This window comes from Nocardioides alkalitolerans DSM 16699 (genome assembly GCF_000426525.1).
Lineage (GTDB): Bacteria > Actinomycetota > Actinomycetes > Propionibacteriales > Nocardioidaceae > Nocardioides > Nocardioides alkalitolerans.
The window spans coordinates 1,133,835-1,153,935 of the sequence record NZ_AUFN01000010.1 but is presented as its reverse complement, the minus strand read 5'-3'; the positions used below and the strand labels follow the sequence as shown (position 1 = coordinate 1,153,935).

18 protein-coding genes are annotated in these 20,101 nt (G+C 73.3%); 13 read left to right on the top strand and 5 right to left on the bottom strand.

Going from position 1 to position 20,101, the window contains the following annotated elements; translation table 11 throughout:
- Positions 1-71: 71 nt before the first annotated feature.
- The 10 genes from K329_RS25025 (at position 72) to K329_RS0106170 (ending at position 11,979) form a co-directional block, all read left to right on the top strand.
- On the top strand, positions 72-1,625 hold the full coding sequence (locus K329_RS25025; RefSeq protein ID WP_052336420.1) for a sugar ABC transporter ATP-binding protein: 1,554 nt from the start codon (positions 72-74) through the stop codon (positions 1,623-1,625).
- The gene (locus K329_RS25020; protein ID WP_052336419.1) at positions 1,622-2,716 is read left to right on the top strand and encodes an ABC transporter permease; all 1,095 of its coding nucleotides are present in this window, start codon (positions 1,622-1,624) and stop codon (positions 2,714-2,716) included. The genes K329_RS25025 and K329_RS25020 overlap by 4 nt, the downstream gene beginning before the upstream one ends.
- Positions 2,717-2,830: 114 nt before the next feature.
- Positions 2,831-3,976, top strand: coding sequence for a substrate-binding domain-containing protein (locus tag K329_RS0106205; RefSeq protein ID WP_028472365.1), 1,146 nt, complete (start codon positions 2,831-2,833; stop codon positions 3,974-3,976).
- Complete coding sequence (locus tag K329_RS0106200) at positions 3,973-5,145, top strand: thiolase family protein (protein WP_028472364.1); 1,173 nt, start codon at positions 3,973-3,975, stop codon at positions 5,143-5,145. Before K329_RS0106205 ends, K329_RS0106200 begins: the two co-directional genes overlap by 4 nt.
- Before the next feature lie 64 nt (positions 5,146-5,209).
- Entirely contained in the window at positions 5,210-6,253 is a 1,044-nt protein-coding gene (locus tag K329_RS0106195; protein WP_043642063.1) for an LLM class F420-dependent oxidoreductase, read from the top strand.
- A gap of 61 nt (positions 6,254-6,314) precedes the next feature.
- On the top strand, positions 6,315-7,559 hold the full coding sequence (locus K329_RS25015; RefSeq protein WP_157571586.1) for a CaiB/BaiF CoA transferase family protein: 1,245 nt from the start codon (positions 6,315-6,317) through the stop codon (positions 7,557-7,559).
- Entirely contained in the window at positions 7,556-8,710 is a 1,155-nt protein-coding gene (locus K329_RS0106185; RefSeq protein ID WP_052336417.1) for an acyl-CoA dehydrogenase family protein, read from the top strand. Before K329_RS25015 ends, K329_RS0106185 begins: the two co-directional genes overlap by 4 nt.
- Before the next feature lie 133 nt (positions 8,711-8,843).
- A complete protein-coding gene (locus K329_RS0106180) occupies positions 8,844-9,491 on the top strand; it encodes a TetR/AcrR family transcriptional regulator (RefSeq protein WP_028472361.1) in 648 nt (215 codons plus the stop codon).
- Positions 9,492-9,937: 446 nt separating this feature from the next.
- A complete protein-coding gene (locus K329_RS0106175) occupies positions 9,938-10,753 on the top strand; it encodes an enoyl-CoA hydratase/isomerase family protein (RefSeq protein ID WP_052336416.1) in 816 nt (271 codons plus the stop codon).
- Positions 10,754-10,770: 17 nt separating this feature from the next.
- On the top strand, positions 10,771-11,979 hold the full coding sequence (locus tag K329_RS0106170; RefSeq protein WP_028472359.1) for a thiolase family protein: 1,209 nt from the start codon (positions 10,771-10,773) through the stop codon (positions 11,977-11,979).
- 304 nt (positions 11,980-12,283) lie between these two features.
- Here K329_RS0106170 and K329_RS0106165 read toward each other — a convergent pair whose 3' ends face one another.
- Genes K329_RS0106165 through K329_RS0106155 form a run of 3 tightly spaced genes read right to left on the bottom strand, consistent with a single transcriptional unit; the run spans position 12,284 to position 14,485 of the window.
- Positions 12,284-12,697, bottom strand: a complete 414-nt coding sequence (locus K329_RS0106165; protein WP_028472358.1) for a nuclear transport factor 2 family protein — start codon at positions 12,695-12,697, stop codon at positions 12,284-12,286.
- Positions 12,694-13,593, bottom strand: a complete 900-nt coding sequence (locus tag K329_RS25010) for an acyl-CoA thioesterase (RefSeq protein ID WP_052336415.1) — start codon at positions 13,591-13,593, stop codon at positions 12,694-12,696. Before K329_RS25010 ends, K329_RS0106165 begins: the two co-directional genes overlap by 4 nt.
- A gap of 10 nt (positions 13,594-13,603) precedes the next feature.
- Entirely contained in the window at positions 13,604-14,485 is an 882-nt protein-coding gene (locus tag K329_RS0106155) for a 3-hydroxyacyl-CoA dehydrogenase family protein (protein ID WP_211225729.1), read from the bottom strand.
- A 126-nt stretch (positions 14,486-14,611) separates the two neighbouring features.
- Here K329_RS0106155 and K329_RS25005 point away from each other — a divergent pair, with 126 nt between their 5' ends.
- Genes K329_RS25005 through K329_RS29385 form a run of 3 tightly spaced genes read left to right on the top strand, consistent with a single transcriptional unit; the run spans position 14,612 to position 17,420 of the window.
- Complete coding sequence (locus K329_RS25005) at positions 14,612-16,162, top strand: class I adenylate-forming enzyme family protein (protein ID WP_052336413.1); 1,551 nt, start codon at positions 14,612-14,614, stop codon at positions 16,160-16,162.
- Positions 16,159-16,977, top strand: a complete 819-nt coding sequence (locus K329_RS0106145; protein WP_028472356.1) for an enoyl-CoA hydratase/isomerase family protein — start codon at positions 16,159-16,161, stop codon at positions 16,975-16,977. Before K329_RS25005 ends, K329_RS0106145 begins: the two co-directional genes overlap by 4 nt.
- The gene (locus K329_RS29385; RefSeq protein WP_052336412.1) at positions 16,977-17,420 is read left to right on the top strand and encodes a PaaI family thioesterase; all 444 of its coding nucleotides are present in this window, start codon (positions 16,977-16,979) and stop codon (positions 17,418-17,420) included. The genes K329_RS0106145 and K329_RS29385 overlap by 1 nt, the downstream gene beginning before the upstream one ends.
- A 19-nt stretch (positions 17,421-17,439) precedes the next feature.
- Here K329_RS29385 and K329_RS0106135 read toward each other — a convergent pair whose 3' ends face one another.
- On the bottom strand, positions 17,440-19,056 hold the full coding sequence (locus tag K329_RS0106135) for a class I adenylate-forming enzyme family protein (protein ID WP_052336411.1): 1,617 nt from the start codon (positions 19,054-19,056) through the stop codon (positions 17,440-17,442).
- Complete coding sequence (locus K329_RS0106130; RefSeq protein WP_028472354.1) at positions 19,053-20,072, bottom strand: LLM class F420-dependent oxidoreductase; 1,020 nt, start codon at positions 20,070-20,072, stop codon at positions 19,053-19,055. The genes K329_RS0106135 and K329_RS0106130 overlap by 4 nt, the downstream gene beginning before the upstream one ends.
- Positions 20,073-20,101: the final 29 nt, after the last annotated feature.

Below are 20,101 nucleotides of genomic sequence, written 5' to 3'. Positions count from 1 at the left end.
GACCCCGGATCCATGAGCATGATCCTCATCGGCCATTGACAACCAACCGATTGGCAGATTAGACAGTGCCTGTGACCCCGACCACATCTCCCGACGCCGACACCCGCCCCGGTGAGCGACCCCGTGAGCGCGCCACCGACGGCGCGCTCGCGCTGAGCGTGCGCGGGCTGACCAAGACGTTCGGCGCGGCGCAGGTGCTGCGCGGCGTCGACCTCGACGTCCGGGCCGGCGAGGTGCACGCCTTCATCGGCGCCAACGGGTCGGGCAAGTCGACGACGATCAAGGTGCTCGCGGGCTACCACCCGGCCGACGAGGCCCGCTGCGAGGTCAACGGCGAGGAGGTCGGCCTCACGACCCGCGTCGCCAAGCGCCACGACAGCCTCCGCTTCGTGCACCAGGACCTCGGGCAGGTGCCCGAGCTGAGCGCGGTCGACAACATCGCGCTCTCCCACGGCTACGTGCGCAGCCGCTTCGGCGCCATCGACTGGAAGGCCCAGCGCGAGCTCACCCGTCGCGCGCTGGCCCGCTTCGGCACCCGCATCGACATCGAGCTGCCGCTCGCCTCGCACAGCGCCGTCGTGCGCACCGAGCTGGCGATCTCCGCGGCGATGCACGGGTGGGACGCCGGCCAGGGCGTCCTCGTGCTCGACGAGCCGACCGCGATGCTGCCGCCGACCCAGGTCGAGCGGCTCTTCGACGTGGTGCGCTCGATCCGGGCGTCCGGGGCCGGTGTCCTCTACGTCTCCCACCGGCTCGACGAGATCTTCGCGCTGGCCGACCGCGTCAGCGTGATCCGGGCCGGGGTGGTGGTCGCGACGTACGACGTCGGCGACGTCACCGCCGAGCAGCTCGCCGACGAGATGGTCGGGGAGCAGGGCTCCAGCGTGCGGCAGAACGCGAAGTCCGGCAGCGTCGCCGACGAGGTCGTGCTGCGGGCCGAGGGCCTCACCGGTCGCACCATGCGCGGCATCGACCTCGAGCTGCGGCGCGGGGAGGTGCTCGGCATCGCGGGCCTCGTCGGCTCGGGGTCCGAAGAGGTCCCGTACGCCGTGACCGGCCGCCTCACGGGGCCCCGCGGCGGCCGGGTGACGGTCACCGACGGCAGCCGCCCCACCGACATCCCGCTCGTGCCCGGCAACCGGATCGCGGAGGGCGTGTTCCTTGAGGCCTCGGTGGCCGAGAACCTCTCGATCTCCTCGCTCGGCTCGATCAGCCGCGGCCCGCGCCTCTCGGTCCGTCGCGAGCGCACCGTCGTGGCGGACTGGATCCGGCGCCTCGGCATCGCCGCCCCCGGGGCCGACGCCCCCATCTCGACCCTGAGCGGCGGCAACCAGCAGAAGGTCGTGCTGGCCCGCTGCCTCAACCGCTCGCCGCAGATCCTCGCGATGAGCGAGCCGACCGCCGGCGTCGACATCGCGACGCGGGCCCGCATCTACGACCTGGTGACGCGCGAGGCCGCCGACGGCCTCAGCGTCGTCGTCACCTCGTCGGACCCCCAGGACCTCGTGGCGCTCTGCGCCCGCGTGCTCGTCGTGCGCGACGGCCGCGTCGTCGAGGAGCTGGCCGGCGACGACGTCGCCGAGCACACCATCATCCGTGCCATCGAAGGGATCAGTGCAGCATGAGCGACCTGCAGACCGGGCCGGCTCCCGGCGGACCCGTCGTGACCGGCCAGGCACCCGGAGGCCCGGAGAAGACCGACCCCGTCGGCCCGTCCTCGCCCGCCGACGACGCCGAGGCCCCCCGCCGCTGGACCCGCCACCTGGCCTTCTCGAACATCGGGGCCGTCTACGTGCTCGGCGCGCTCGTCGTGATCTTCTCGATCTGGGTGCCGCAGACCTTCCTGACCTCGGCCACGCTCTACCAGGTCTTCAACAGCAACGCCGTCACGGCGCTGGCCGCGCTGAGCGTCATCATCCCGCTCTCCGCGCGGGTCTTCGACCTCTCGATCGGCGGCACCATCACGCTCACCGGCGTCGTCGTGACGCAGGCGATCGTGAAGTACGAGCTCGGCATCGCGACCGCGATCCTGCTGGCGCTGCTCGTGGGCGTGCTCATCGGCGTGCTGAACGCCGTGATCGTCGTGGTGCTGAAGATCGACTCGTTCATCGCCACGATGGCGTCGGGCGCCCTGCTCGCCGCCTTCACCACGATGGTGACGGGCGACCTCGACGTCACCGGCGTCGTGCTGTCGCAGGGCTTCAACGAGGTCGGGCAGTTCATGGTCGGCGGGATCACGCTCCCCGTCGTCTACGTCGCCGTGGTCACGGTCGTGCTCTGGTTCGTGCTCCAGCAGACGGCCTTCGGTCGCCGGATGTACGCCACCGGCTTCAACAAGGAGGCCGCCCGGCTCTCGGGCGTGCCCACCGAGCGCCTGCGCTTCGCCTCCCTCGTGATCTCCGGCGGTCTCGCCGGTCTCGCCGGCATCGTGCTCGCGGGCACCCTCGCCGCCGGCTCCGTCACGGCGGGCACGCCGTACCTGCTCGGCGCGTTCGCCGCGGCCTTCCTCGGCGCCACGCAGCTGCAGCACGGCCGGTTCAACGCGTTCGGCACGATCATCGCGGTGCTGCTCCTCGGCACCGGCGTCGTCGGCCTCGGGCTCGCCCAGGCCCCCACGTGGTCGCAGGACCTCTTCACCGGTGTGGTCCTCATCGTGGCCCTCATCGCGACCCGCTACCAGCGCGCCGGCACCGCGAACGCGACCGTCGGCCACTGACCCCGCGCGAGGCCCCCACCCGCTCGGCCCGCGCCCCTCGCACCACCTCATTCCCCTCCCCGGCGGCACCGTCCGCCGGTCTCGGACCCGACTCGAGAAGGACCCGTGATCCCCATGACCACCACCCGTCGGACGCCGCGCCCGCGGCACGCGATCGGCGCGATCGCCCTCGGTGTGCTCCCCCTGCTCCTCACCGCCTGCGGCGGTGGCGGCGCGAGCGGCGAGACCATCGACGGCTCCAGCGACGAGCAGCTGAGCGAGGCCGCCGAGATCAACGCGACGGCGCAGGAGCGCCCCACGGAGATCTGGGAGCAGCTCGAGCCCATCGGCGCCGAGATCCCCTCGGACAAGACGATCGTCAGCATCCTGTGCGGCGTGACCTCCTGCGAGGAGCTCAACAACATCTTCGCCGAGGCGGCCGACGTGCTCGGCTGGGAGGTCATCACCCTCACCACCACGGGGACGCCGGAGAGCGTCAAGGACGCCTGGGCCCAGGCGGTGCGGCTCGAGCCGGACGGCGTGATCGCGTCCGGCCACGACACCCACCTCTACGCCGCCGAGCTCGCCGAGCTGGTCGAGGCCGGCGTGCCCGTCGTCCAGAACTCGCTGAGCGAGCAGGCGACCGAGGAGAACGGCCTGCTGGCCTCCTTCAACAACGCCGTCACCACCCGGGCCGGTGGCCTCGCCGCCGCCTACATCGTCGACGAGTCGCAGGGCAGCGCGAGCACCCTGTACGTCGACATCCCGGCCTTCACGGTGCTCGCCGCGGTGCGCGAGAACTTCGAGGAGAGCTACGACGAGCTCTGCCCGGGCTGCGAGTACCAGACGATGGACATCTCGATCACGCAGGTCGGCAAGGAGGTCCCCAACCTGGTGGTCTCCAAGCTGCGGGCCAACCCCGACATCAACCGCGTGATGTTCCCGTCGGGCGCCGCCAGCACCGGTGTCGCCGCCGCGCTCCGCGCCGCCGGCCTCGCCGACAAGGTCGAGATCGTCACGTCGTCGTCGGGCGCCACGAACTTCGCCGCCGTCGCCGCCGGTGACGAGCTCGCCGGCCAGGCCCTCGGGTTCTACGAGCTCATGTGGCTCGAGGCCGACACGCTCGCCCGCCACTTCGCGGGCGTCGAGCCGGCGGACCTCAACGAGCTGCCGATGATCCGCCAGACGCTGGTGGCCGACAACGTGGTCGAGACCGAGGGCCTCTACCCGCTCGTCGAGACCTACGACGACCAGTTCAAGGCTCTCTGGGGCGTCGAGTGAGTCCTCTCCACGGCCGTCGCGCGGTGGTGCTCGGCGCCACCCGCACACCGATCGGCAAGGGGCACCTCGAGCGCGGCGTCTTCCGCGACGAGCACCCGGCGGTCCTGCTCGGGCGGGCCTACACCGGCCTGCTCGACCAGGTCGGCCTCGACCCGGCCCTCGTCGACGACGTCGTCGCGGGCTGCGGCCAGCAGGTCGGCGCCCAGTCGGCCAACATCGCCCGCAACGCCTGGCTCCACGAGAACCTGCCCGTCACCGCGGCGGCCACGACCGTCGACCGGGCGTGCGGCTCCTCCCAGCAGGCGGTCAACGTCGCCACCGCGCTCTGCGCCTCCGGCTCCGCCGACGTCGTCGTCGGGGCCGGGGTGGAGCACATGGGCCGGATCTCGTTCGCGGCGGGGCCGGCGATCCAGAAGGACTGGGGCGCGCCGTACACGCCGCAGGTGCTGGAGAACTTCGCGCTGGTGGGCCAGGGCGAGGCGGCGGAGATGATCTCCGACGACCACGGCATCAGCCGACGGGAGATGGACGAGCTCGCGGCCCGGTCGCACCGGCTCGCCGCCCGCGCGGTGGCCGAGGGGCGTTTCGACCGGGAGATCACGCCGGTGACGACCGCGCACGGCGTGGTCGCGGCCGACCAGGGCATCCGCCCCGACACCACCGAGGAGGGCCTCGGCGGGCTCCGCCCGGCGTTCCGCGAGGACGGCCGGCTGACGGCCGGCAACTCCTCGCAGATCTCCGACGGCGCCGCCGCGATGCTCCTCGCCGACGAGGGCTGGGCCCGCGACCGTGGTCTGCGGCCGCGCGCCGTGGTGCTCGACGCCCTCACCGTGGGCTGCGACCCCGTGCGGATGCTCGAGGGGCCGATCCCGGCCACCCGGCGCATCCTGGAGCGCAACGGCATGACTATCGACGACATCGACCTGTTCGAGGTCAACGAGGCGTTCGCCGCGATCGTCCTGGCGTGGGAGCGCGAGCTCAAGCCTGACCGCGACCGCGTCAACGTCAACGGCGGCGCCATCGCGCTCGGCCACCCCCTGGGAGCGAGCGGGGCCCGCCTGCTGACGACGCTGCTCCACGAGCTGGAGCGCTCCGACAAGGAGATCGGTCTCGTGACGATGTGCTGCGGCGGGGGCTTCGGCACCGCCACGCTGATCCAGCGGGTCTGAGCCCGGCACCTGCCGGCAGCCGCGACGACGTACGACCACCCCCACCCACTCAGAGGAGACCAGCGTGAAGATCGGACTCGCCGTCGGCGCCGGCGGCATGGGGGGCTCCAGTCTGGAGCCGCTGAAGATCGTGCCCGAGGCCGAGCGCCTCGGCTACGACTCGGCGTGGGTGGGGGAGGCGTACGGCGCCGACGCGGTCAGCGCCGTCGGCTGGATGGCCGCCCGCACCGAGCGCATCCGCCTCGGGACGAGCATCATGCAGATGGTGGCGCGCACGCCCGCCATGACGGCGATGACGGCGGCCGGCCTCGACCAGCTGTCGGAGGGCCGGTTCACGCTCGGGCTCGGCACCTCGGGGCCGCAGGTGGCCGAGGGTTGGCACGGCGTCCGGTTCGACAAGCCGCTGGGCCGCTCCCGCGAGTACGTCGCGATCGTGCGCGCCGCGCTGGCCCGCGAGGGCGCGGTCGAGCACGCGGGGGAGCACTTCCGCCTGCCGCTGCCCGACGGCCCCGGCAAGGCGCTCAAGCTCGCGACGACGCCGGTGCAGCAGCCGGTGCCGATCTACGTCGCGGCGATGGGACCGAAGAACACCGAGCTGGCCGGGGAGGTCGCCGACGGGTGGCTCCCGATCCTCTTCAGCCCGGGCCACGCGTCGTACTTCACGAAGTCGCTCGAGGCGGGCGCCGCCCGCTCGGGACGCTCCCTGGTCGACTTCGCGATGACCCCGATGGTGAGCATCCTCGTCACCGACGACGTCGACGCGGGGCGTGACGCGATGCGACCGTTCCTGGCGCTCTACCTCGGCGGCATGGGCTCGCGGGAGAAGAACTTCTACCTCAACCTCGTGGCCGAGTACGGCTTCGAGGCCAACGCCCGCGAGGTCCAGGACCACTACCTGGCCGGCCGCAAGCGCGAGGCCGAGGCGGCGCTCGGCACCGACCTCATCGACGCGGTCACCGTGGTCGGACCGCCGGCCGCGGTGCGGGAGCGGCTGACGGCGTACGCCGACGCCGGCGTCCACACGGTCGTCCACACCCCGCCGTACGGCCTCACCCCCGAGCAGCACCGCGAGCAGCTGCGGCTGGTCGCGGAGGTGGTGCCGAGCTGAGGCCCCCGCTGCCGTTCCTCCCTCGACGATCCGTCCCGTCCCGAAAGGCAGGTGCGTGTCCGTGCCGGACACCCAGCCCGACCGCCAGCCCGACCGCCCGTCCGACCCGACCGCGCCGCTGGCCGGCGTCCGGGTGCTCGACCTCAGCCGGATGCTGCCCGTGGGGGCGATGTCGCAGCTGCTCGCCGACCTCGGCGCCGACGTCGTGAAGGTCGAGCGCCCCGGGGCGGGGGAGGAGTCGCGCTCGTTCGGGGCGGCGGTCGCCGGCACGACCTCGGGCCACGCGTTCCTCGACCGCGGCAAGCGGTCGGTCGCGCTCGACCTCAAGGACCCGCAGGGGGTGCGGGCCGTGCTCGCGCTCGCGCGGGACGCCGACGTGGTGCTCGAGTCGTTCCGGCCGGGCGTCGCGGACCGCCTCGGGGTCGGGTACGACGACCTGCGCGCGGTCAATCCGCGGCTCGTCTACTGCTCCGTCAACGGCTACGGCACCGGGGGTCCGCGCGACGCCGAGCCGGGGCACGACCTCAACTACCTCGCCTACTCCGGCGCTGCGGGCTTCGGCGGCAGCCGCACCCACGGACCCGCGCTCGCGGGCATCCAGGTCGCCGACCTCGTCGGCGGCCTCACCGGCGGGCTCGGCCTGCTCGCCGCGCTCGTCGCGGTCCGCTCCGGCGGCCCGGGCCGGCACGTCGAGGTCGGCCTGGCGGACGCCGCGCTCTGGTCGCTCGGCATCCACGTCTCGGGCTGGCTCGCCGGCGGCGGCGACCAGGGCCCCGAGTCGACGCCCGTGACGGGGGCGACCCCGTCGTACCGGGTCTACGCGTGCGCCGACGGCCGCCACCTCGCCGTCGGTGCCGTCGAGCCGCAGTTCTGGGCCGAGCTCGTCGACGTGCTCGGCCGGCCCGACCTGCTCGCGCGCCAGCACGACGCCACGGCGATCGACGAGGTCGCCGCCGTCGTGGCGACCCGGCCGCTCGCCGCGTGGCTCGAGCTGCTGGAGGGTCGCTCGACCTGCGCGACCGCCGTCCAGACGTTCGACGAGGTCGCCCGCGACCCGCAGTTCGCCGCCCGTCGGATGATCGTGCCCGTGCCCGACGCGCCCGACGTGCGCCAGGTCGGCACGCCGCTGCGCTTCGACGGCCGCGCGCCGACGCTCGACCGGGCCGCCGCCCCCGTGGTCGGCCAGCACAACGAGGAGGTGCTGTCGGCCCGCGGGCTCGACGACGCCACGCTCGCCGCCGTCCGCACCTGGGGACCGCCCCCCACCACCGTCCCCGCCCCGACCTCGCAGGAGGAGTACGCATGACCGCCACGATCGACACCCCCGACACCAGCGCCCTGATCGGCGACGAGGAGCGCACGGCCCTGGCCGAGCTCGCGTTCGGCATCGGCCGCCGCTACGAGGACAAGCGGTTCTCCGACCTCGACGCCGCACGCGCCCACTGGAAGGAGGTCTGCGACGCGGGCCTCCCCGCGATCTCGCTGTCGCCCGAGCACGGCGGGGCCGGCACGATGACCGACCTGCTCCTCGTCGCGGAGCGGCTGGCGGCCGGTGGCTACCCCGCCGGCAAGCTGACGATCTCGACCGCCATCGGCGGCGCCGTCCTGCTGCGGCACGGCAGCCCGGAGCAGCGCGACCGCTGGCTGCCCGCCATCGGCGACGGCTCGCTGCGCTTCTGCTTCGCGCTCACCGAGCCGGGCGCCGGCTCGAACGCCGCCCGCATGACGACGAAGGCGACGCGCACCCCGACGGGCTGGCGGATCACGGGGCAGAAGACCTACATCTCGGCCGCCGACGACTCCGACGTGATGCTCGTGGTGGCCAAGGACTCCGAGTCCGGCGGCTTCTCCCTCTTCTCCGTGCCCCTGCCCTGCGAGCAGCTGCAGATGCAGCCGGTCGACGTGATGGTCGGCGTGCCCGAGAGCCAGTTCACCGTCTTCTTCGACGACGTCGACCTGCCGCCGGAGGCCCTGGTCGGCGAGGCCGGCGCCGGTGCGCGGGCCCTCTTCGACGGGCTCAACCCCGAGCGCCTCATCGTGGCCGCGCAGGCCGTCGGCATCGGCCGCTGGTGCCTCGAGAAGGCCGCCGAGTACGCCGGGCAGCGCGTCGTGTTCGACGTGCCGATCGGGGCGCACCAGGCGGTGCAGCACCCCATGGCCGAGGCGCTCATCGACCTCGAGGCGGCGTGGGCGCTGATCGAGCGCGGGGCCGCGGCGTACGAGGCCGGGGGCAACGCCGGGCTCGCCTGCAACATGGCGAAGGTGAAGGCCTGCGACGCCGGCCTGAAGGCGGCGGACGCGGCGCTGCAGGCGTTCGGCGGCTCGGGCTTCACCTCCGAGACGCTGATGTTCGACCGGTTCGGCTACATGCGGCTGCTGCGCTCGACGCCCGTCTCGCGGGAGATGGCGCTCAACCAGATCGCCGTCGCCGGGCTCGGTCTGCCGCGCTCCTACTGAGTCCCCGCGGCGGCGCCGCCCGCCCCCGCGAGGCGGCGCACCCAGGCGCGGAGCAGGATGGGCGGGCAGGAGCGTGGCAGCGTTGCTGCGAGAATGACCGTCGGAACCAGCACGGGAGCGAGGACTGCGCACGGTGAAGAAGCGTCAAGCCGACAACGGCGACCAGGCGGCACCCGCCGCGGTCAAGCGACCCCAGCGCAGGTTCGACCGCACCGAGCTCATCATCGACGCGGCCGCGGAGATCTTCCGACGCAAGGGCTACGACGCCACCAGCCTCCAGGAGATCGCCGACGAGGTCGGCATCCTCAAGGGCTCGATGTACCACTACATCGAGACCAAGGAGGACCTGCTCTTCGCGATCATCCAGCGCAACCACGAGCGGATCATCACGGAGAACCAGGCGTGGCGCGAGGTCGAGAACGACCCGGTGGGGGCCATCCGGGCGTTCATCGTCGGCCACATGCGCAACTCGCTCGAGCACCGCACCGACTCGGTCGTCTTCGTGCGCGACTTCCGGGCGCTCAGCGAGGAGCGGGCGGCCGAGATCGTGCACACGCAGCACGACTACGACCAGGACTTCCGGCGCCTCGTCCAGGAGGCCGTCGACGCCGGCGCCCTGCGCGAGGGCGTGACGCCCACCTTCGCCGCCCGGTCGGTCTTCGGCATGGCCAACTGGATCCACTACTGGTACGACCCCGAGGGCGCCATGCCCGCCGAGGAGATCGTCCGCGAGCTCTCCGGCTACGCCCTCGCGAGCCTGCTCGCGCCGCTGCCCGACTGAGGCCTCCCCGAGCTGTCGCGTCTGCACGGTCAGGCCTCCCCGAGCTGTCGCGTCTGCACGGTCAGGTCGCCCCGAGCTGTCGCGTCTGCACGCTCAAATCGCGCCGAGTTGTCGCGTCTGCACGGTCAGGTCGCCCCGAGCTGTCGCGTCTGCACGGTCAGGTCGCGCCGAGCTGTCGCGTCTGCACGCTCAGATCGCGCCGAGCTGTCGCGTCTGCAACGCCTCACAGCGCTGGCCCGCGTCGTACGACGGTGCAGACGTGACAAGTCGGCGTCGTACGACGTGGGAGACGTGCCGGTTCGGCATGCCTCCACATCACAATCAAACGGTTGGTTGACAAGCGGGCGCGACGGTCGTTGAATGAAGTCCCCGGGGGTGTCCCTCCCGCGACCCCGGCACCACGCCGCCGGCCGCCCTCCCGGGAACCGTGACCCGTGAAGGAAGCCATGAGTGCAGAAGTCCTGGCCCCGGCCGTCGCCGAGGTCCACTCCCAGCACGGCCCGGTGTCGCTCGACGTCGTCGACGGCGTCGCGACCGTGGTCGTCGACAGCCCGCCCGTGAACGCGATGGGCCGCGCCGTCCTCCAGGGCCTCGAGGAGGTGGCCCACGCCGTCGCCGGTGACGAGGGCGTCCGCGTCGTCGTCCTGACGGGCGGCGGCACGAAGGCGTTCATGGCCGGCGCCGACATCGCCGAGTTCGACGAGCTGCGCGCCGCTCCGGGCGGCATGGACGCCCACAGCGCCTGGGCCGGCGGCGTGCTCGCCGCCTGGGCCGCCCTGCCCCAGCCCATCATCGCCGCCGTGCAGGCGAGCGCCGTCGGTGGCGGCCTCGAGATCGCGCTCACCACCGACCTCATCCTCACCGAGCCCACGGCCAAGTTCGGTCTCCCCGAGGTCAAGCTCGGCCTCATCCCCGGCGGCGGCGGCACGCAGCGCCTCCCGCGCCGCACCGGTACGGCGGCCGCCCTCAAGCTGATGCTCCTGGGGTCCGTCGTCAAGGCGGACCGGGCGCTCGAGCTCGGCATCGTCGACGAGGTCGTCGAGCCCGGTCAGGTGCTGGCCGAGGCCCAGGCGCTGGCCGTCCGCATCGCCGCCATGCCCCGTGTCGCCGTGCAGGCCCTCAAGCGCTGCGTCGACCCCGCCCTCGGTGCCGCGCTCGACGAGGAGCGCCGCATCTTTCTGCAGGTCGCCGCGGCCGACGACTTCCGCGAGGGCGTCGCCGCCTTCACCGAGAAGCGCGCCCCGCGCTTCACCCACAGCTGACGAGCCCGGAGGTTCCCATGACCGACCATCCCGATGACGTCCTGCTGGTGGGCGGTGTCCGTACGCCGTTCAGCCGCTTCGGCGGCGCGCTCCGCGAGGTGCCGAGCGTCGACATCGCCGCGAGCACCATGCGGGCCGCGCTCGACGCGACGGGCGTGCGCCCCGAGGACGTCGACGAGGTCTACAGCGGGGTCACGATCCCGTCCGAGGAGTCCCTCGAGGGCTCGATCCCGGCCCGCGTCGCGATGCTGCGCGCCGGTATCCCGGAGGACCGTCTCTCCCTCACCATCGACCGGGCCTGCTGCTCGTCGATGACCGCCGTCCACCTCGGCACCCGGGCGATCCGCGCAGGCGAGGCCGACGTCGTGCTCGTGGGCGGCGCCGACAACATGGGCCGCGCGGCGTTCCTGATGAACCCGACGATCCGCTGGGGCATCAAGCGCGGCGGCCCGAAGCTGAAGGACCCGATGGCCGAGCCCGGGGCCGACATCGGCGGCAAGCCCGTCGCGGTGGACGCCGGCGAGGTCGCCGTCGAGCACGGCATCACCCGGGAGGAGTCCGACGAGTTCGCGCTCCGCAGCCACCAGGCGTACTTCGAGGCCAAGGCGCGCGGGTTCTTCGACGGCGAGGTCGTGCCGTTCTCGCACGCCCTCGGTGAGCTCACCGACGACGAGGGCCCGCGTGCCGACTCGTCGCTGGAGCGGCTCGCGCGGCTCCGTACGATCTTCGACGGTCCGATCGTGACGCCGGGCAACGCGCCCGGCCAGGACACGGGCGGCTGCTACGTCGTGCTCGCCCGTCGCCGCTGGGTGGAGGAGCGCGGCCTGCAGCCCCTGGCCCGCATCACCGGTCTGGGCAGCGCGGCCCGCGCGCCCCGCGAGATCCCCGTGGCCCCGGCGGACGCGATCAACCGCGCCCTGGCGAAGGCCGAGTGGGACCTCGAGGCGATCGACCGCTTCGAGATCAACGAGGCTTTCGCCTGCGTGCCGCTCGTGAGCGCCCGCGTGCTCGCCGACGGTCGCACCGACCGCGAGAAGCGCATCCTCGACCGCACCAACCTCAACGGCGGCGCCGTCGCGCTCGGCCACCCGCCGGGCGCCTCGGGGGCCCGGATCCTGCTGACGCTCGCCCGGGGGCTGCAGCAGGAGGGTGGCGGTCGCGGCGTGGCGTCCATCTGCGGCGGTCTCGGCCAAGGCGACGCCGCGGGGATCGAGGCCTACGCCTGACGGTCCGCACGTCGTACGACGCACCAGCGCCGCTCGCTCCTCACGGGGCGGGCGGCGTTGCTGCGTGCAGACGCGACAGCTCGGCGCGTTCGGGGCATGCAGACGCGACAGCTCGGCGCCGTACGAGCATGCAGACGCGACAGCTCGACGCCGTACGAGCATGCAGACGCGACAGCTCGACGCGCTCGGGGCGTGCAGACGCGACAGCTCGGCTCGCGACACAGCTCCGCCCCCAACCGCTGAGCCGGTCGGGGGCGGAGTGTCGCGGCGGAGCAGTGCCGCAGATCGGGGAGGACGGCGCCGGTCAGGCCGGCTGCTCGCCCTTGACGAGCGGCAGCACGGCGGCGGTGTCGTACCAGGACGCCACCTTCGTGATGTGGGTGCCGTCGGTGTCGATGACGTCGGCGGCCTCGAAGGTCACCTCGACGCCGTCGGGGCGCGTGCCCACGAACGTGATCTCCACGGCCGCCACGTTCCCATCGACGATGAAGCGGGTCGGACGGTCCTCGTGCTCGGCGAACTGGGCGACGACGGCGGTCAGCAGCCGGATCGCCTTGTCGCGGCCGGTGGTCGAGATGCTCATGCCGTGCTGCACGACCACGTCGGGGTGGAACACCTGGGCGAGCCGCTCCCAGTCGTGGGTGTTGACGGCGGTCAGGTAGCTCTCGACCAGCGACCGGGTCGTGGCGGCGGTCGACGAGGGGGTGCTCTCGGTCATCGGGTCTCCTCCGGGGTGGGCGTGGGGCGGCTGCTGCGGGGCGGGCGGATGCTGCCCAGCTGGGTGACGGTGGCGAGCAGCTCGCCGCCGCGGGAGTACAGGTCGGCCGTCCCGAGGGCGCGGCCGTCGCGCATGCCGGGGGAGCGCTGGTCCATCAGGATCCAGTCGTCGACCCGGGCGGGCGCGTGGAACCACATGCTGTGGTCGAGCGAGAACCCCGACGCGGAGCCCTCACCGAACCACAGCCCGTGGGGCTGCAGGCTCGAGTCCAGCATGCAGTGGTCGCTGGCGTAGGCGAGCAGCGCGCCGGCGAGGGCCCGGTCCTCCGGGGGCGGTGCCGTGGCGCCGAGCCAGGCGGTCGTGCGGGCCTCGCCCGAGGTGTGCAGGCGCGGGGGCGGCGTGACGTAGCGCAGGTCGAAGGGCGAGCGCTCGTCCCACGGCCGGAAGGTGTCGTCGTACGACGCCAGCGTCGCGCCGACGTTCTCGAGGGTCTCCGGGTCGGGTACGACGGGGGCCGCCGCCTGGTGGGAGGGCCCCTCGGCGTCGGTCGCGAAGAGGGCGTCCATGCGCAGCAGCAGCCGCTCGTGCTGGATGACCTCGATCGAGCGCCAGGCGCTGGAGCGGCCGTCGTGCACGCGGTGGACGTCGATGTCGACGGGCTCGCTGCCGACGCCGACCTGCACCATGTAGGCGTGCAGGCTGCGGATCCACTGGCCCTCGCGTACCGAGGTCGACGCCGCGGCGAGGGCCTGGGCGACGAGGAGCCCGCCGTACGGGACCCCCCACTGCACCCGGGGCGCCTCGCCGCGGAACGAGCCCGCGCCCTGGCGCCGGGGGCGCAGCAGGGACACGAGCTCGTCGAGGGCGTCGGCCGCCGGGTGCGGCGTGCCCGGCACGAGGGTGGGACTACTGAGCCGTGCCGTAGTCACTGAAACCGCGTCCGGTCTTGTAGCCGTAGTGGCCGGCGTTGACGAGCGCACGCACCTGCTGCGTCGGCTTGAACCGGTCGCCGTAGTGGTGCGCCATGGCCTCGGACGCCTTGATGTAGGTGTCGAGGCCGCCGAGGTCGACGGTCTGCAGGGGACCCATGGCGTGGTTGAACGCGAGCTGGCAGGCGCGGTTGACGTCCTCGGGGGAGGCGATGCCCTCCTCGACGATCCGCATCGACTCGGCGATGAGGGCCATGATCAGCCGGGACGTCAGGAAGCCCTGGGTGTCCTTCTGGCAGACGATGGTCTCCTTGCCGTAGCGCTGCGCCAGCGCCTGCATCTTCTCCACCGTGTCGTCGCTGGTCTCGACGCCGCGCACGATCTCGATGAGGCGCATGACCGGCGGCGGGTTGAACCAGTGGGTGCCGACGACCCGGTCGGGCCGGCCCGTCGCGGCGGCGATCGCGGAGATCGCGAACTGCGACGTGTTCGACGCCAGGATCACGTCGGGGCGGGCCACGGCGTCGAGGCGGCGGAACACGTCGCGCTTGACGTCGACGTCCTCCACGATCGACTCGATCGCGTGGTCGGTGTCGCGGGCGGTGCCCTCGAGGTCGGTGCTCGTGGTGATGCGCTCGCGCGCCTCCTTGGCCTCCGTGTCGCTCAGCTGCTCCTTGCGGACCAGCCGCTCCAGGCTGCGCTCGATGCGGCCGATGCCGCGGTCGAGGTCGCCCTGGTCGAGGTCCACCAGCGTGACCTCCAGGCCGGCGACCGCCGCCACCTGGGCGATGCCGTTGCCCATCTGGCCGCCGCCGCCGACCACCATCACCTTGTCAATGCTCGTCGCGGAATCACTCATCGAGAAGTGCCTCTCTGGCTGTGGTTGTCGACCCTGCGAGGGGCGGCGGTGAGCGCCGCGGGTGGAGCGACGCGGGGCCGTCGCGTCGTTGACGAACGTACCAACCGATTGGTAGTTTACGCAACCATGACCGGGATCAGCGCATGGGCACGTCACTGGGCACGCTTCGGGGCCGACCGCCCCGCTCTCCTCGCCGACGGGGGTGGACGCACCTGGGGCGAGCTCGAGCGCGGGTGTGCCGAGATCGCTGCCGGCCTGGTGGCGGAGGGCGTCGTCAAGGGCGACCGCGTGGGCGGGCTGATGCGCAACGCGCCCGAGCACTTCGAGGTCGTGCTGGCGTGCGCCCGCATCGGCGCGATCTTCGTGCCGCTCAACCCGCTGCTGACCGGCCCCGAGCTGCGTGACGTCGCGGACGACGCCGAGCTCGCCGCCGTCGTCACCGACCCCGACTTCGTGCCCGTGCTGCCGGTGCTGGAGGAGCTCGTGGGGGGCGCGCGCATCTTCTTCGTCGGCGAGCCGCCCGAGGGCGGGCGCGGGCTCGACGAGCTGCGCCGGCACGGGCTGCTCACCGAGGACCTCGACGTGCACCCCGAGGACCCGCTGATGATCTGCTACACGAGCGGCACGACCGGCAAGGCGAAGGGTGCCGTGCTCACGCACGCCAACATGGAGGGCGTCGCGGCCAGCGCGATCACCGTCGACGCGCTCGGCTTCCACGACCGCGCGATCGTCACGGTGCCCCTGGCCTTCACCGGCGCCGGCGTCTCCTTCGCCATCCCGTTCCTGCGCTGCGGCGGCTCGATCGTCATCCGCAACGAGTTCGACCCCGCGCGACTGCTCGACGACATCGAGACCCTCGGCGTCAGCTTCATCGGCGTCGTGCCCGTGATCCTCGAGCGGCTGGCCGCCGAGCCCCGCTTCGCGGAGGCGGACCTGACGGGCCTGCGCGTCGCGAAGGTGGGCGGCGCCGCCGTGCCCGAGCACCTGCTGCGGCTCTACCACTCGCGCGGCGTCGGCCTCGTCAACGCGTACGGCCTCACCGAGGGCTCCGGCCTCAACCTCGAGCTGCAGGCCCACGAGGCCCTGCGCCGTCCCGGCTCGGTCGGCCTCCCGCTCTGGGGCCAGGAGGCCAAGGTCGTCGACGGGCTCGGCCGGCCGTGCGCCCCCGGCGAGGCCGGCGAGCTGCTGCTCGGGGGCACCTGCGTGCTCAAGGAGTACTGGCGCAACCCCTCGGCGACCGCGGCCACCATCCGCGACGGGTGGCTGCACACCGGCGACCTCGCGACCGTCGACGAGGACGGCTACTTCCGGATCGTCGACCGCTCGAAGGACCTCATCATCTCCGGCGGCCTCAACGTCTACCCGGCCGAGATCGAGTCGGTGCTCGCCCAGCACCCCGACGTGCTCGAGGTCGCGGTGGTCGGCGTGCCCGACGAGCGCTGGGGCGAGACCCCCGTCGCCTGCGTCGTCAGCAGCAACCCGGGCCTCGACATCGAGGCGCTGACGGCGTACGCCGCGGGCTCGCTCGCGACGTACAAGCGGCCGCGTCGGCTCGAGCTGCGCGACCAGCCCCTGCCGCGCGGCATGAGCGGCAAGATCCTCAAGCGCGAGCTGCGGGCCGACCTGCTGGCGGCCGACGCCGTCACCGCCGCGGCGACCACCGGGGCGGGAGCGTGAAGCCCGCCGACCCGACGTCGATCGACGTCGAGCGCCTCGGTCCGGTCACCGTCCTGACGCTCGACCGGCCCGAGCGCCTCAACGCCCTCTCGCACGGTCTGCTGCGCCGGTTCGACGAGCTGCTCGACGAGCTCATGTACGACTACGACCAGCGCGTCGTGGTGCTGGCCGGTCGGGGCCGGGCCTTCTGCGCCGGCATGGACCTCAAGGGCCAGCTCGCCGGTGACCGCTGGGTCGACGGCACGGGCCAGGTGCAGGCGACGTACGCGATCCAGGAGGTGGTGGCGCGCGTCATCACGAAGCTGCGCGACATCCCGCAGCCCGTCGTCGCCGCGGTGCACGGCGTCGCCGCCGGCGGCGGGCTCTCGCTCGCCTGCGCGTCCGACGTGCGGGTGGCCGAGGAGGACGTGCGGTTCAGCGCGGCCTTCGTGCGGCTCGGCGTCTCCGGCGGCGACATGGGCTCGTCGTGGTTCCTGCCACGCATCATCGGCTTCGAGCGGGCCTCGGAGATGCTGCTCACGGGCCGCGACCTCGGGGGCGAGGAGGCGCTCGCCGCCGGGCTCGTCTCGCGCCTGGTCGGGGCGGGCGAGGCCAGGGGCACGGCGATCGCGGTCGCCGAGGAGATGTGCCGGGTCGCCCCGTTCACCACCCGCATGACCAAGTCGCTGCTCAACCTCTCGCGCGACGGTCTCGCCCTGCGCCAGCACCTGGAGGTCGAGAACCGCACCCAGGTGATGATGACCGCCACCGACGACTTCGCCGAGGGCGGTCGGGCGTTCGCCGAGCGCCGCCCCGCCGTCTTCCGGGACCACTGATGGACGTCGTGCGACAGGACGCCCCGCGCCCCGACGTCGCCGACCTCGAGGGCTTCCGCACCTGGTTCAACGAGCTCGCCACGATCCGCTGGATCGGGGTCGAGTGCGTCGACCTCGAGCCCGGCCGGGTGCGGAGCGTGCTCGCGGTGCGCGACGAGCAGCGCAACCCGGGCGGCGCCGTCAACGGAGGCGTGCTGCTGGCTGCCGCCGACGTCACCGCCGGTGTGGCCGTCACGTCGACGAGCGCCCCCGGCGCGGCGGTGGCCACCACCGACCTGACGATGCACTTCATGGCCCCGGCGGTCGAGAGCCCGCTCGAGCTGCGGGTCGAGGTCCTGCGCCGGGGTGGGCGGGCCGTCGTGCCGCACGTGCGCATCACCGACGCGACCGGGCGCCTCTGCGCCGTCGCCACCGGCACGTGGGCCGTGCGCGACCCCGCCTGACGGCCCCGCCCGCTGCCCCTCAGGCCAGCGAGCCCTCGGCGTACGCCGTCCGCAGGCGTGCCTTGACGATCTTGCCCGTCGGGTTCACCGGCAGCGGGGTGGTCACGACGAGCACCTCCTTGGGCCGCTTGTAGTCGGCGAGGTGGCGGGCGCAGAGCGCGCCGACGGTCGCGGCGGTGACCGCGTCGGGTGCGGCGTCGGGCCGGGCGCGGACGACGGCGACGACGCGCTCGCCCCACCGCTCGTCGGGCACCCCGATGACGGCGGCCTCGGCGACCCCCGGCAGCTGGTAGACGACGTTCTCGACCTCGGCGGGATAGACGTTGTAGCCGCCCGTGATCACCATGTCCTTGAGCCGGCCGGTGACGTAGAGGTAGCCCTCGGCGTCGGCGTGCCCCAGGTCGCCGGTGCGCAGCCAGCCGTCGACGATCGGCCGCTCGTCGGGACGCTCCCAGTAGCCCGCCATGATCGACGGGCCCGAGACGCACAGCTCCCCGATCTCGCCGGGCTCGGCCTCGCGGTCGCCGACGAGCACCCGCACGTCGCTGTACATCAGGGGTCGGCCGATGGAGCCGACCTTGCGCAGGGCGTCCTCGGGCATGAGGCACGTGGAGAAGCCGCACGACTCCGTGAGGCCGTAGCCCTGCACGAAGACCTCGAGGCCGCGCTCGCGGAACCGCTCGATGAGGCTCACCGGCATCGACGCCGCCGCCGACAGCACCCGCTGGAAGCAGCTGAGGTCGAGGTCGTCGAACGAGGGGTGGTCGAGCAGCGCCTTGAAGACGGTCGGCACGCTTGCCATGTACGACGGCCGGTAGTCGCGGATCGCCGCGGCGATGAGCTCGGGCGTCGCCACCTCGAGCAGCCGGATGCTGCAGCCCAGGTGGAGGAACGGCAGCACTCCGGCGAGCATCGCGCCCGACACGCTGATCGGCAGCGAGACCAGGGGACGGTCGTCGCGGTCGAACCCCAGGTCGACCGCGAGCGACGTCGCCACCGAGGCGATGTTGCGGTGGGTGATGATCGCGCCCTTCGGCAGGCCCGTGGTGCCGGAGGTGTAGAAGAGCCCGGCGGGGGAGTCCTCGTCGAAGGCGCCCACGTCGAACGGGTCGGCGGGTGCGTCGACGCCGGGCCAGTCCGGGCCGTCGGTGGTGCGGACGACGAGGTCCGCCCGGCCGTCGGCCAGTGCGGTCGCCCGCGGGAGCCTCGCCTCCTGCGTGACGAGGACCGACGGGCGGCTGTCGGCGACGAGCGCGGCGATCTCGTCGTCGGCGAGGCGGGCGTTGAGCGGCACGTAGATGGCGCCCAGCCGGAGGATCGCCAGCGTGACCGGCAGGAACTCGGCGTGGTTGTCGTGCAGCAGGCCGACCCGGTCGCCGACCCGGACGCCGAGGGCGCGCAGGGTGCGCGCCACCTGCCAGGTGCGGGTCTCGAGGTCGCGGTAGGTGAGGGTGACCCCGTCGAGCACGAGCGCCGGCTTCGTCGGCAACCGGTCGGCGTGCCGGGTGATCCAGGTGGCGACCCCGGGGCGGTACGCCAGGTCGCGAGCGGTCGGACGGTCCCGCACGGCACCGGCCGCGGTGCCCGTGCCGGCGTCGGTGCCCGTGGGGTCGGTGCCCGTGCGGTCGGGGCTCACAGCCCGACCTCCGCCGCCAGGGCCCGCAGCGCGTCCTCGTCGCGCAGCTCCATGAGGATCACCGAGCTGACGGGGGAGTCGCGCCACAGCTGGAGACGCTCCCGGATCCGGCCGGGCGGACCGATCAGCGAGGTGCCGTCGACGAGCTCGTCGGGGATGGCGTCGACGGCCTCCTCGCGGCGGCCGGCGAGGAAGAGGTCCTGCACGTCCTGGGCCACGTCGCCGTACCCGGCCCGCGTGATCGCGTCGAAGTGGAAGTTGGCGCCCTTGGCGCCCATGCCGCCGACGTACCAGGCCAGCGGCCTCTTCGCCCGGCGGAAGGCGGCCGGGAGGTCGTCGTCGACGAAGGTGTTGACGGTGGCGGTGATGTCGAAGCCCGGACGCGCACGGGCGGCCACGTCGCCGTACATCTTCTCGAAGCTGTCGATGTGCACGAAGGCCGGCAGCCAGCCGTCGCCCACCTCGAGGGCGAGGTCGACGTTCTTCGGGCCCTGGGCGCCGAGGTAGATCGGGATGTCGGGACGCAGCGGCTCCGTGATGAGGCGCAGGGGCTTGCCGAGGCCGGTGCCGCCGGGGTGGGGCAGCGGGTAGAACTCGCCCTCGTGGCGCAGCGGCTCCTCGCGGGCCCAGACGGCGCGCAGCACCTCGACGTACTCGCGGGTGCGGGCCAGCGGCTTGGGGAAGGGGCGGCCGTACCAGCCCTCGACGATCTGCGGACCCGAGACGCCGAGCCCCAGGCGCAGGCGGCCGCCGCTGAGCGCGTCGAGGGTCATGGCGGTCATCGCGGCGTTGGCCGGCGTGCGGGCGTCGATCTGGATGATCGACGTGCCGAGGCCGATGCGGGAGGTGCGCGCGGCGTACCAGGTCAGCGGGGTGAACGCGTCGGACCCGTAGGCCTCGCCGATCCAGACCGCGTCGTACCCCAGCGCCTCGGCGGTCTGCACGGTCGCGGTGTCGTCGGCGGGCGAGGCCTGCCAGTAGCCGAGGCCGATTCCGAGCCTGAGGTCGCTGCTCACGGGGTGCACCACTCTCTGTCGACGCGGGG